Source organism: Pseudarthrobacter sp. fls2-241-R2A-127, from assembly GCF_030209355.1.
Taxonomy (GTDB): Bacteria; Actinomycetota; Actinomycetes; order Actinomycetales; family Micrococcaceae; genus Arthrobacter.
This window is the reverse complement of the sequence record NZ_JARVSF010000003.1, coordinates 1-11,563: the sequence shown is the minus strand read 5'-3', so window position 1 is coordinate 11,563 and position 11,563 is coordinate 1. Positions and strand designations below refer to the sequence as shown.

The following is an 11,563-nucleotide window of genomic DNA, read 5'->3' as shown; positions in this document are numbered from 1 at the left end:
TCAGCCGCGTAAGAAAATATCAACCCCAGCTGTCAACTAAACCTTCAGCAGTCCCATAGACGCCAGGACTACCCGACGAAGCCCTTCATCCAGGTCTTCAGGTCCTCGCCGAACTCCACGCGCTCCGAAGCAAGGGTAATCACGGCCTTGAGGTAGCTCAGCTTGTCACCGGTGTCATAGCGGCGGCCCTTGAAGACCACGCCATACACGCCGGAGCCCTCGCCCTCGCCGGCTGCGAGGGTCTGCAGGGCGTCGGTCAGCTGGATCTCGTTGCCGCGGCCAGGAGCGGTCTTCTCCAGGACGCCGAACACGGAGTGGTGCAGCACGTACCGGCCGATGACGGCAAGGTTGGACGGTGCGTCAGCGACGGCCGGCTTCTCCACCAGGCTGTTGACGCGGACATAGTCCTCGCCTTCAACAACCGAGATGTCCGCGCAGCCGTAGGCACTGATCTGCGACGGATCAACCTCGATCAGGGCGATGACCGAACCGCCGGTCTTCTGCTGCACCTCCATCATGGTGCTCAGCAGGCTCTCCGCCTCATCGATGAGGTCATCACCCAGGAGCACCGCGAAGGGTTCGTCCCCCACGTGCTGCTGGGCGCAGAGCACAGCATGGCCCAAGCCCTTGGCCTCACCCTGACGGACGTAGTGGATGGGGCCCAGGTTGGAGGCGTACTCCACCATGCCCAGCTTGTCCTTGTCCCCCTTGGCCTCCAGCGCAGCCTCCAGGCCGGGCTCGCGGTCAAAGTGATCCTCCAGGGCGCGCTTGTTGCGGCCCGTTATCATCAGCAGGTCCGTGAGGCCGGCATCCACCGCTTCCTCAACGACGTACTGGATGGCCGGACGGTCTACAACCGGCAGCATTTCCTTCGGCATTGCCTTGGTGGCGGGCAGGAAGCGAGTTCCCAATCCGGCAGCAGGAATGACGGCTTTGGTGATAGCTCTCCCCATAGTCATAGCTGAACCTTAACAAATTTGTTGGAGCGGCGGGCAATTATGATTTCGTGGACCAGGCTTCGACAAGCTCGATTTCGACGAGCTCAACCACCGAAGCGCGGCTCGCGCTTCTCCTGGAAAGCCCGGAAACCCTCAGCGTAATCATCGGTTTTGCAGAGGCGCGCCTGCTCCTCGTTCTCTTCCTGCATGGCCTGCCAGAGGCCCAGGCGCTGATCACGGATGTGCGCCACCAGCTCCTTCGACGCGACGAACGCACCCGTGGCGCCGGCAGCGACGCGCGAAACGATCGCCCACGTGGAGTCCAGCAGCTCGGCCGCCGGCATGGCGCGGCTGAACATCCCCTGTGCCACCGCCTCGGCACCAGTGATCAGGTCCGCCGTGTAAATCAGGTCCAGCGTCCGGTGCATGCCCAGCCGCTCCGTGAAGTACCAGTGCCCGCCCGAGTCCAGGGTGGCCCCCAGCTTGGCGAACGGCGAGCCGAATTTGGCGTTCTCCGCCACGTACACCACGTCCGTGGCCAGCAGCAGCCCCAGCCCCACGCCCAGGCAGGCCCCTTGGGCCGCCGCGAACGTCGGCGCCGGGAACGCCGCCATCTTCTTCAGCAGCGGCTCCACCAGCCCGCCCAGGTACGCGGCGGCGTCGTCATTCTCCGGGGTGACCCCCGCGATGTCCCGGCCCGCGCAAAAGGCCCGGCCCTCTCCCCTCAGCAGCAGCGCCCGCACCTCACCGCGCGAGGCGGCGGCAGCAGCGTCGTCGTACGCCTGGGTTAAATCCCGCAGCGCCTGCTCATCGAGTGAGTTCAGCTTGTGCGGGGCGTCCAGGACAACCTCGGCGATGCCGTTGCTGATGGAAAGGGAAATCATTAGTTCTCATTTCTGCTCAGGAGGGGTGTGGACGGACTCAACCACCGCTACACGTCGAAGTCGACCGTGACTTCCTTGCTGGTGGGGTGGCTCTGGCAGGTGAGCACGTAGCCCTTGTCCAGCTCATCCTGCTCCAGCGCGTAGTTCTCGTCCATGGTCACGCTGCCGGTGACCACCTTGGCCCGGCAGGTGCCGCACACTCCCCCCGCGCAGGCGAACGGCACGTCCGCGCGCACCCGCAGCGCCGCGTTCAGGATGGACTCGCGGGCGTGCGTGGGGCTGGCCACCTCGCCCTGCAGGCCGTCCAGCTTGAACGTGATCTTGTACGTCTCCTTGGACTCGTCCACCACCACGGGACGGCCGGCCTGCCCCTCCGGACGGTCCGGCTTGCCGCTCGTGAACAGCTCGAACCGGATGTTCTCCGGCTTCACCCCCCGCTCGGCCAGGGTGTCCCGGCACAGCTGCACCAGCTCGAACGGCCCGCACAGGAACCACTCGTCCACATCGTCCGCGTGCAGGGCGGTGCCCAGCAGCTGCTGCAGCTTCTCGGAATCAATCCGGCCGCTCAGCAGCGGCGCGATCCGCTGCTCCCGGGAGAGCACGTGGTGGATGGCCAGCCGCTGCGGGTACTTGTCCTTCAGATCCGCCAGCTCCTCCAGGAACATCACGTCCATGGCGGCCTTGTTGGCGTAAATCAGGTCGAACCGGGTCTCCGGGTTGGCGGCCAGCAGCGTCCGGGCGATCGCGATCACCGGGGTGATGCCGGACCCGGCGGCGATGGCCACGAAGTTCCCGGCCTCCCCCGCCAAGTCCTCCGGGTGGTTCATCGAGTTCATGACGTTCTGCTCCACGGCCACGCCGTCGCGGCCGTGCTTGGACACGAACGCGCCCATGGGGCTCATGACGTCCAGGGTGTCCCCGGCCTTCAGCTCGGCATTGGCCCAGGTGGAGAACAGGCCGCCCAGGTCCTTCTTCACGGCCACCCGGATCTCGCTGCTGCCGTCCTCGAAGCTGCGCGGTTCGGCACAGATGGAGTAGCTGCGGCGGATTTCCTTCGGCTCGCCGTTCTCATCCGGCAGCGTGGTGCGCAGGGCCACGTACTGGCCGGGCAGGTAGTCGAACTTGCCGGCGAGCTCCGCGGGCACCCCGAAGGTGACCTCGATGGCGTCCTCAGTGAGCCGGCGCACCTCCTGCACGGTGAGGGTATGGAAGGACGGACGACGGCGGCCGGTCACCTCAGCCTCTTCGGCGGCGGTCTGGCGGACAACAGGCATGGGGGTTCCTTACAGGACTTTGAAGTAGTCGAACGGTTCCTTGCAGTCCTGGCACACATAGAGCGCTTTGCAGGACGTGGAACCGAAGCGGGTGAGTTCCTTGGTGTTCAGGCTGTTGCACTGCGGGCACTTCACGGCCAAGCTCAGCCGGATGGGGCCGGAGTGGCCGCCGGCCTTGGAGTGCCCACTGGGCGGGGCGATGCCGTACTCCTGCAGCTTCTGCTTGCCGGCCTCGGTCATCCAGTCCGTGGTCCACGCCGGGGCCAGGACCAGGTCCACTTTTGTGTCCTGGTAGCCCTCCTTCGCGAAGGCCGCGTAGAGGTCGTCCCGGATGGCGTCCATGGCGGGGCAGCCCGAGTACGTGGGCGTGATGGTCACCGTGACCGTGCTGCCGTTGACGTCCACATTCCGCAGGATGCCCAGGTCCGCGATGGTGAGCACCGGGATCTCCGGGTCCACCACCGTGGCCGCGATGTCCCACGCCCTTTGGTGCGGGGTCCGGGTGCGGGTTTCGAAGTCCGAGATGTACATAGCTGTCACCAACTCGCGCCGGGATGTTCGCGGGCCAGGACCTGCATCTCCGCGAGGAGGTAGCCCAAGTGCTCGGAGTGCTTGCCGTACCGGCCGCCGCCCGGCGCTGCGGGAACGTCCGGGACTTCCAGTTCGGCTTCCGTCAAGACGTCGGCGGTGAGGCGGTCAAAGTCTTCCCTCAGGCTGGAAGGCACGACGCCGGCACCCGCCTCAGCGAGGCGCCGCGTCAGGTCATCGTCCTGGAACAGTTCGTTGACGTACGGCCACATGAGCCGCAGGCCGTGGATCATCCGCGTGCGGGACTCCTCGGTGCCGCCAGCCAGGCGCAGCACCCACTGGCTGCTGTGGTCCCGGTGGTAATCCACTTCCTTCACGGCCTTCGTGGCGATGGCTGCCAGGGTGGCGTCCGTGGATTCGGTGAGGCGGCGGTACAGCTGGTACTGGTAGTAGCTCACCACGAACTGGCGGGCGATGGTGGCCGCGAAGTCCCCGTTGGGCTGCTCGAACAGCTGGACACTCCGGAACTCGTGCTCGCGGCGGAAGTAGGCCAGCTCATCCTCGGACGTGGCCGTACCGTCCTCTTTGGGCATGCCGGCGCCGGCGTAAGTGAGGAAGCTGCGGGCGTGGCCCAGCTGGTCCAGGGCGATGTTGCCCAGGGCGATGTCCTCCTCCAGCTCCGGTGCACGCGAGATCCAGTGGCCCAGGCGCTGGGCGAGGATCAGGGCGTCGTCGCCCAGCCTCAGTGCGTACTCGGCGACGTCCTCGCTTGGCTTCACCAGGCCGGTCTTGACCTCCAGAGCGATGTCCTCCGGGCGCAGGGCGTTGCCGGGGGTGATGCGGGTGGCGGAGGCGTTGGAGTCGCCGCCTGCCACGCCGGTGGAGATGTCGCCGTGGCCTGTCTCTGTTGCTTCGGGGGTGCTCACAGGTGCTTTACCCCTTCGCTCTTGGTGTAGTACGTGGCGTGCCGGTAGTCCTTGCCCTGCGGGGACTCGAAGAAGGAGCCCTTGGAATCGGGATCGCTGGCCGCGATGGCATCGGCCGGGACCACCCAGATGGAGACGCCCTCGTTCCGGCGCGTGTAGAGGTCGCGGGCGTTGCGCAGGGCCATGGCGGCATCAGGCGCGTGCAGGGACCCGGCGTGCACGTGGCTCAGGCCGCGGCTGGACCGGACGAAGACCTCCCACAGGCCCCAGGCCCCGCGGTCGTGGGGCTCGGCCGGGGCTGGGGATGCTTTGGGGGCTTCGCGGTTGATCTCGGTGGCGGAGCTGGCCGGGGTTTCCGAGTTGCCGTGGGGGATCATGCTGCGTATTCCTTCTGCTGCTTTGCTGACTGTTTTGCTGCGTAAGCCGCCGCTGCCTCGCGGACCCAGGCGCCGTCGTCGTGCGCTGCCCGCCGGCGCTCAAGGCGCTGGGCGTTGCAGGGACCGCGGCCGGCCAGGACTTCCTGGAACTCGTGCCAGTCCAGCGGGCCGTGCTCCCACTTCCTGGTGTCCTCATTGAAGCGGACCTGGTCATCGGGGAGGGTGAGGCCCAGGACCCGGACCTGCTCCACCATCATGCCCACGAACCGGCTGCGGAGCTCGTCATTGCTGAACCGCTTGATGTTCCAGGCCATGGACTGCTTGGAGTTGGGGGAATCGTCATCCGGCGGGCCGAACATCATCAGGGCCGGGGCGTACCAGCGGTTCACGGCGTCCTGGGCCATCTGCTTCTGCTCGGGGGTGCCGTTGGAGAGCTCCAGGAGGATCTCGAAGCCCTGGCGCTGGTGGAAGGACTCTTCCTTGCAGACTCGCACCATGGCGCGGCCGTAGGGGCCGTACGAGGCGCGGCACAGGGGGACCTGGTTGCAGATGGCTGCGCCGTCCACCAGCCAGCCAATGGCGCCCATGTCCGCCCAGGTGCGGGCCGGGTAGTTGAAGATGGACGAGTAGCGGGCCTTGCCGGCGATGAGGTCATCCATCATCTTGTCCCTGCTTTGGCCGAGCGTTTCTGCGGCGGAGTAGAGGTAGAGCCCGTGGCCGGCCTCGTCCTGGACCTTGGCCATGAGGATGGCCTTGCGCTTCAGGCTCGGCGCGCGGGAGATCCAGTTGGCCTCCGGCTGCATGCCGATGATCTCCGAGTGTGCGTGCTGGGAGACCTGGCGCAGGAGGGTCTTGCGGTAAGCCGCCGGCATCCAGTCGCGGGGCTCGATCCGGGAGTCCTCGGCGATGATGCGGTCGAAGTGGGCCTGGCCCTCGGCGTCTGCTGTTTCGCTGGTTCCAGCCGTTCGCTCAGCCGGCACTGACTGCAAGTTCTGCGCTGCCATGGTTGCTCCTATGCAAAGACCTGTCGGGCGGCTCGGAATTATTTACCGACCGTTCGTTCAGGATATGCGGGCGCAGCGGAACTCGTCAAGCGCACGGGCCAATTCACTTCCCCCCAAACACCCCACCACCTCCCGCCACTTCCTCCCGGACGCCCCGTCACTTCCTGCCCATCTTTCGGGGACGCCCCATCACCTCCCGCCGTTTTCCCCCGGACGCTCCATCACCTTTCGCCGCTTTCCCCCGGACGCCCCATCACCTTTCGCTCACGGCGCGGGCGCGGGCTGGCGGCGCTACCGGCTACGCGTACCGGCAGATGTCACGTGGGCTCCGCTCGACTGGCGGGGAATGAGCGTGGGCATGGACCGGCGGATGCGGGGCTCGGCGGCCGGGTTGACGATGAGGTCGATCGCCGTGGCGGCGATCTGGGCAAGGGGTACGCGGACGGAGCTCAGGGGCGTGGGCAGGCGGGCCGACAGCGGAATGTCGTTGTATCCGACCAGCGCCAGGTCCTCCGGGATGGCGATGCCGTGCCGGTGCGCTGCCGCCATGACGCCCATGGCGATGTTGTCGTTGGCCGCGAAGATTGCCGTGGGGCGACCGCCCGGGGCCTTCGCGAGCAGGGCCTCACCGGCTGTGTAGCCGTTTTCGATGCCATAGCCGGCTGCTATCAGCCACTCATCACGCGGCTCGATTCCCGCCTCGGCAAGGGCCCGGCGGGCACCCTCGAGGCGCGCGGTCCCGGTGGAGGTGAAGGCAGGCCCGGTGACCACGGCGATGTCCCGGTGGCCCAGATCGATGAGGTGGCGCACGGCGAGATAGCCACCCACCTCGTCGTCGCCAAGCGAGGAGGGACTGACGCCATCCGTGCGGAGCACCAGGGCGTGGGCCACCCCGCGCTGCCTGAGAAGCCGCGGCAGCTCGTCGTCGAGACGCGCCGTTGCCAGGATCAACCCGTCCACATTGCGGTCCAGCAGCGTCTCCGCAGCCCGCCTCTCGTCGTCGGGATCGTCTCCGCTGGTGGCAACCATGGCGAAGTAGCCCCGGGAGGCCGCCGCCCGTTCCAGCTCTTCGAACATCAGCGCCATAACCGTGTCACTGAGCCGGGGAACCAGGACACCCAGGGTCCGGGTCTCACCCCGGCGGAGGCTGGAGGCGAAGGAATTGCGCCGGTAGCCCAGCTCCTCGGCAACCTTGCGCACGTGGGCCGCCGCGGCGGACCTGGGCGCGTTGCCGCGATCATCCAGGGCCCGGCTGGCAGTGGAGATGCTGACGCCGCTGGCCGCCGCGACGTCCTTGAGCGTGACGGGCATACCTGGTGCCGCCGGTTCCATAGAGCTTCTCCTCTTCAGCAGGGGTGCAGAAGCCACTCTATTCCTCCTTTGCCAACGTTCCCTTGACAGTGAGCCGCGACACGTTGCAATATTGAAAACGTTCCCGCAAACGTTTTCATCTTAGCGGGACTACCGACCATCAAAGAAGACAAGAAGGTAGTTGAAATGACACTCGATCTCCGCGGCCTCAGCCCTGCACCTGTCACCCCGTTCACCGAAGACGGCGCCGTCGACTTCGCTGCGATCCAGCGCCTGGGTTCGTGGCTCGGATCCATTGAGGGCGTGAAAAGCCTCGTCGTGCTGGGACACGCCGGCGAAGGCACCTTCCTCACCGAAGAGGAGCAGCTGGACGTCATCCGGGCGTTCGTGGCGTCGACCGACGGCCGCGTACCGGTGGTGGCCGGCATCACCAAGGAGGGCAACAAGACCGCCGCCCTCGAGGCCAAGAAGGCCGTGGAAGCCGGGGCCTCGGCTGGTCTCGTTTACCCCTCCCATGGCTGGCTGCGCTTCGGTTACCAGAAGGGCGCCCCGCAGACGCGCTACCAGGAGATCTACGAAGAGTCCGGCTTGCCGCTGATCCTCTTCCAGTACCCCGACAACACCAAGGCGAGCTACGACCTGGACACCCAGCTGGAGATCGCCGGCCAGGAGGGCGTTTTTGCCACGAAGAACGGTGTCCGCAACATGCGCCGGTGGTACACCGAGATCCCCGCACTGCGCGCCGCGTACCCGGAGCTGCAGGTGCTGTCCTGCCATGACGAGTACCTGCTGCCGACCATGTTCGATGTGGACGGCCTGCTTGTCGGCTACGGCAACATCGCTCCCGAACTGCTCGTTGACCTGATCGAGGCCGGCAAGGCGCAGGACTACAAGCGTGCCCACGCGATCCATGAGCGGCTGCTGCCGGTGACCAAGAGCGTGTACCACCGCGGCTCCCACATGGAGGGCACCGTCGCCTTGAAATGGGGCCTCGTGAACCGCGGCATCCTCGAGCACGCCACAGTCCGTACGCCGCTGCTGCCCCTGCCCGCCGGCGCCGATACCGAAATCGCGGAAGCCTTCGCGGCCGCAAACCTCGGCAACGTCACCGCTTCCGTCTGATCCACAGGATCCCGAGGGTGGCGGGTGAACCGCCCGCCACCCTCCCCTAGGCTTAAGCCATCTCCACTCTTGGTCAATGAGGACCCCAGCATCGCAGCTGGAGAAGGAGGACTCGCTATGCGCGAGCCGAACAACACCGCTACCATGGCCGGCAGCCCGAACGCCGCCAGGATGAATGCAGAGCTCGTAGCCAGGCTCGAGCGGCTTCCGCTCACCCGGCGCCTTACCCTGATCCGCGTGGTCATCGGGTCAGCCACATTTTTTGACGCCTACACGGTCCTGGCGATCGCGTTCGCCATGCCGCAACTGTCCACCGAATGGCACCTCAACGCCGGCGAGATCGGCATGATCCTCTCCGCCGGGTACGTCGGCCAGATCTTCGGATCACTCTTCTTCGGGCACCTGGCCGAAAGGATCGGGCGCCTGCCGGTCCTGCTCTTCACCATCCTCCTGTTCGTCTCCATGGACATCGCCTGCCTGTTCGCCTGGGGCGCCACCTCGATGATCATCTTCCGCTTCATCCAAGGCATCGGCACCGGCGGCGAAGTACCCGTAGCCAGCGCCTACATCAACGAATTCGTGGGCGCCAAGAAGCGCGGCCGGTTCTTCCTCCTCTACGAGGTGATCTTCCCGGTGGGGCTCATGTTCGCCGGCATCGCAGGCTACTTCCTCGTCCCCGTCGTGGGCTGGAAGGCGATGTTCGTCGTCGGCATCATCCCCGCCCTGCTCACCATCCCGATGCGATGGCTCATGCCCGAATCACCCCGCTGGCTCGCCGCCAGGGGCCACGTCCAGAAGGCCGAAACCGTCGTCGCCATGCTGGAAAAGGAGGCCGTCAAGGCCGGGCACACCCTCCCGGAACCCATCCTGCGGCCTGTTGACCCGAAAGCCACCGCCCGCACCGACTGGCGCGAACTGTTCTCCGGCATCTACAAAAAGCGCACCCTGATGATCTGGGCGCTCTGGATCTGCGTCTACATGGTCAACAACGGCCTGGTCACCTGGCTCCCGACGCTCTACAAGCAGGCCTTCAACCTGCCCCTGCAAACCAGCCTTGCCTACGGCTGGGTCACCTCGGCAGTAGGCGTGGTGGCCTCCATCCTGTGCGCACTGCTCATCGACCGCGTGGGCCGCAAACGCTGGTACACCGTGGCCTTCCTCGCCGCCACCATTCCCCTGGTCATCCTCACCGCACTGGGGGCCGTCTCAGCCACGCAAGTGGTGGTGTTCGCCAGCATCGCCTACGCCATCCTGCAAACCATCTCCTTCTCCCTCTACCTCTACTCCGCCGAGCTCTACCCCACCCGGCTCCGCGCCATCGGCACCGGATTCGGCAGCGCCTGGCTCCGGGCCGGCTCCGCGATCGGACCCATCCTGGTGGGCTGGATCGTGGACAACTACGGCATCAGCCTGGTCTTCACGGTGTTCGCGGCCGTGGCCCTCATCGGCGGCCTGGTGACCATCTTCTTTGCCGTCGAAACCAAGGGAAAGGTGCTCGAGGAGCTCTCCCCCTGACGAGTGCAGCCCTAGTGGTTGGGCGGCGGTCGTTGGGCGGCGGCGCGGATCCTGTTGACGGGTCCGCGCCGCTGTGCGTTGGGGGCTGCTGCTCAAGGTGCGGGGCCCGGCTGAGGTGCGGGGCCGGCGTCGTACGCCCCGGGGCCAACAGAAAGAACTACTTGCCACGCGGCTTAGGCAGTGCAGATGCCCTGGGTGATGACCATCTACGGCTACGTGGACCGCAAAGTAGACCTGCTCGACGCCATCGCCCAGCGTGGCTTGCGCGACCTCCGGTTTCCGCACCCCCTCCCCGCCGACGCCGCCGGAATCCTACGCGTCTGGGGCCGGGCGCTCCGCCAGAACCTGATTGAACACCCCAGCCTCCCGATGATCTTCCTCTCCCGCCCGGTCATCGGCCCCGGCATCTTGCACGGGCTTGAGAGCCTCCTCGGGCCCCTGGCGAAGGCCGGGATGTCACCCGCGCACGGCGTGCACGCGGTCTACGCCGTCCTCACCTACGCCACGGGTTTCGTGGCATAGGTGATACCTCGCACCCGCCGACAGCCACAGGCAACTTACGCCGCGAGTTGGCGGCGGGAAATTGCCGGCATGCCACCCACTGACCTTCCCTTCGTCACCGGCGTCCTCGCCGAACTGCCTGAAGTGGCAGGCGAAGAGCAGTTCGAGCTCGGCTTGACCGCCCTGACCACAGGCCTGACGTTCACCCACGTCAATTGACGCACTGCCGCGCCGCCTCGAGATCTCTCGGCCCGGTTTCGTTTGTACCTGTCTTGAGCCAAGATTGCGGAGAAGCTGGGACGCCGTTTAGGAAGGCATCCTACTCTGGGTGAGGCAGGGGCCAAGCCGGGGGTGGGCCCTGCAAGTGGGGACCGGGCCGGCAGCGGGGGTCTGGCTGAGATCCCGGACAAGGGGATCCGCTGCCGGCCCGCCTTGCAGAGTCCCCCGGTTCAGGAGAGCTGGGAGTGGAAGCGCGCCGGTTTTGCCGGCACCCACGACCATCGTGCTTTTGGATCTGAGGCTCTTTTTCCCGGGCCACCAGATAGTCTGGGGTTGCGTAGTTCCGACCGGGAAGGTGCGTGGTTAGTGTGTCCGAAGGAACGAAGGCTGATCCATGGAACCTGCTGACTGCCCCGGGGTCATCTGAATACCAGATGTACCGGGATGCCGAAGCTGATCCGCCGGTGCTGGTCTGCCAGGTTGGCACGACCACCCTGAAATACCACCTGAGTGCCATTGATGACCTGCACGCATGGCTGACCGACCAAGCCGGGTGGGTGCCCTTGGGCGCCGCTGACGAATCCAAAACCGCACCGGAGGGCAGCGTTGAGGCGTGGGGGCGCGACCCGGCTAACCCGGTCGGTGGCTGGTACGGACTGCGGAAAGGCTATCGCGGACGCTTCGGCATGTACCTACCACCCCTGCTGGAAGCACTTGGGCTGGCCGAACTCACACACGAGAAACGCAACAACACCGTCCGGGCCCTCCCGAAGTCCTGAACGACCCATCCACAACGGTCAACTCCACTGCCAACCCCAAACCGCCCTCCACGTCGTAGACCGCCTTCGGTAGCTAACCTAATTTCGAGCCGGCAGCGACTAGAATCGCGCAGGTCGGCAGGGCCGCGTGACTAGATGAGTAAGTCCTATTGCGTAGGACGGGTGAGAAGCCTTTTAAAGTAAAG

Annotated in this window: 13 protein-coding genes; 5 read left to right on the top strand and 8 right to left on the bottom strand. The window is 66.1% G+C overall.

Features of this window, described 5'->3' with window-relative positions; genetic code table 11:
* Positions 1-68 precede the first annotated feature (68 nt).
* The 8 genes from galU to QRN53_RS01805 all read right to left on the bottom strand — a co-directional run bounded on the left by galU (position 69) and on the right by QRN53_RS01805 (position 7,263).
* Positions 69-959: a UTP--glucose-1-phosphate uridylyltransferase GalU gene (gene galU / locus QRN53_RS01840; protein ID WP_285242326.1), complete on the bottom strand. Its 891-nt coding sequence runs from the start codon at positions 957-959 to the stop codon at positions 69-71.
* A gap of 83 nt (positions 960-1,042) precedes the next feature.
* Positions 1,043-1,822 (bottom strand): enoyl-CoA hydratase/isomerase family protein, encoded by a 780-nt coding sequence (locus tag QRN53_RS01835; RefSeq protein WP_285242325.1) that lies wholly within the window; start codon positions 1,820-1,822, stop codon positions 1,043-1,045.
* 47 nt (positions 1,823-1,869) lie between these two features.
* A complete protein-coding gene (gene paaE / locus QRN53_RS01830) occupies positions 1,870-3,096 on the bottom strand; it encodes a 1,2-phenylacetyl-CoA epoxidase subunit PaaE (RefSeq protein ID WP_285242324.1) in 1,227 nt (408 codons plus the stop codon).
* Positions 3,097-3,105: 9 nt separating this feature from the next.
* Positions 3,106-3,627, bottom strand: coding sequence for a 1,2-phenylacetyl-CoA epoxidase subunit PaaD (gene paaD / locus QRN53_RS01825; protein ID WP_285242323.1), 522 nt, complete (start codon positions 3,625-3,627; stop codon positions 3,106-3,108).
* Positions 3,628-3,632: 5 nt separating this feature from the next.
* Entirely contained in the window at positions 3,633-4,550 is a 918-nt protein-coding gene (paaC, locus tag QRN53_RS01820; RefSeq protein WP_285242322.1) for a 1,2-phenylacetyl-CoA epoxidase subunit PaaC, read from the bottom strand.
* Positions 4,547-4,927, bottom strand: a complete 381-nt coding sequence (gene paaB, locus QRN53_RS01815) for a 1,2-phenylacetyl-CoA epoxidase subunit PaaB (protein WP_285242321.1) — start codon at positions 4,925-4,927, stop codon at positions 4,547-4,549. Before paaB ends, paaC begins: the two co-directional genes overlap by 4 nt.
* Complete coding sequence (gene paaA, locus QRN53_RS01810; RefSeq protein WP_285242320.1) at positions 4,924-5,931, bottom strand: 1,2-phenylacetyl-CoA epoxidase subunit PaaA; 1,008 nt, start codon at positions 5,929-5,931, stop codon at positions 4,924-4,926. Before paaA ends, paaB begins: the two co-directional genes overlap by 4 nt.
* Before the next feature lie 291 nt (positions 5,932-6,222).
* Complete coding sequence (locus QRN53_RS01805; RefSeq protein ID WP_285242319.1) at positions 6,223-7,263, bottom strand: LacI family DNA-binding transcriptional regulator; 1,041 nt, start codon at positions 7,261-7,263, stop codon at positions 6,223-6,225.
* A 165-nt stretch (positions 7,264-7,428) separates the two neighbouring features.
* Here QRN53_RS01805 and QRN53_RS01800 point away from each other — a divergent pair, with 165 nt between their 5' ends.
* The 5 genes from QRN53_RS01800 to QRN53_RS01780 all read left to right on the top strand — a co-directional run bounded on the left by QRN53_RS01800 (position 7,429) and on the right by QRN53_RS01780 (position 11,378).
* Positions 7,429-8,364, top strand: coding sequence for a dihydrodipicolinate synthase family protein (locus QRN53_RS01800; protein ID WP_285242318.1), 936 nt, complete (start codon positions 7,429-7,431; stop codon positions 8,362-8,364).
* A gap of 117 nt (positions 8,365-8,481) precedes the next feature.
* Complete coding sequence (locus QRN53_RS01795) at positions 8,482-9,879, top strand: MFS transporter (RefSeq protein WP_285242317.1); 1,398 nt, start codon at positions 8,482-8,484, stop codon at positions 9,877-9,879.
* 186 nt (positions 9,880-10,065) lie between these two features.
* The gene (locus tag QRN53_RS01790; protein ID WP_285242316.1) at positions 10,066-10,401 is read left to right on the top strand and encodes a TetR/AcrR family transcriptional regulator C-terminal domain-containing protein; all 336 of its coding nucleotides are present in this window, start codon (positions 10,066-10,068) and stop codon (positions 10,399-10,401) included.
* A gap of 69 nt (positions 10,402-10,470) precedes the next feature.
* Positions 10,471-10,599, top strand: coding sequence for a hypothetical protein (locus QRN53_RS01785; protein ID WP_285242315.1), 129 nt, complete (start codon positions 10,471-10,473; stop codon positions 10,597-10,599).
* Between the two features lie 368 nt (positions 10,600-10,967).
* On the top strand, positions 10,968-11,378 hold the full coding sequence (locus tag QRN53_RS01780) for a DUF6855 family protein (RefSeq protein WP_285242314.1): 411 nt from the start codon (positions 10,968-10,970) through the stop codon (positions 11,376-11,378).
* Positions 11,379-11,563: the final 185 nt, after the last annotated feature.

What these genes read in the sequence shown, in the direction of transcription:
- paaD (WP_285242323.1), bottom strand. Translation starts at nt 3,627, where the DNA reads ATGTACATCTCGGACTTCGAAACCCGCACCCGGACCCCGCACCAAAGG.
- QRN53_RS01790 (WP_285242316.1), top strand. Translation starts at nt 10,066, where the DNA reads ATGCCCTGGGTGATGACCATCTACGGCTACGTGGACCGCAAAGTAGAC.
- paaE (WP_285242324.1), bottom strand. Translation starts at nt 3,096, where the DNA reads ATGCCTGTTGTCCGCCAGACCGCCGCCGAAGAGGCTGAGGTGACCGGC.
- QRN53_RS01795 (WP_285242317.1), top strand. Translation starts at nt 8,482, where the DNA reads ATGCGCGAGCCGAACAACACCGCTACCATGGCCGGCAGCCCGAACGCC.
- QRN53_RS01800 (WP_285242318.1), top strand. Translation starts at nt 7,429, where the DNA reads ATGACACTCGATCTCCGCGGCCTCAGCCCTGCACCTGTCACCCCGTTC.
- QRN53_RS01785 (WP_285242315.1), top strand. Translation starts at nt 10,471, where the DNA reads ATGCCACCCACTGACCTTCCCTTCGTCACCGGCGTCCTCGCCGAACTG.
- QRN53_RS01835 (WP_285242325.1), bottom strand. Translation starts at nt 1,822, where the DNA reads ATGATTTCCCTTTCCATCAGCAACGGCATCGCCGAGGTTGTCCTGGAC.
- galU (WP_285242326.1), bottom strand. Translation starts at nt 959, where the DNA reads ATGACTATGGGGAGAGCTATCACCAAAGCCGTCATTCCTGCTGCCGGA.
- paaB (WP_285242321.1), bottom strand. Translation starts at nt 4,927, where the DNA reads ATGATCCCCCACGGCAACTCGGAAACCCCGGCCAGCTCCGCCACCGAG.
- paaA (WP_285242320.1), bottom strand. Translation starts at nt 5,931, where the DNA reads ATGGCAGCGCAGAACTTGCAGTCAGTGCCGGCTGAGCGAACGGCTGGA.
- QRN53_RS01805 (WP_285242319.1), bottom strand. Translation starts at nt 7,263, where the DNA reads ATGGAACCGGCGGCACCAGGTATGCCCGTCACGCTCAAGGACGTCGCG.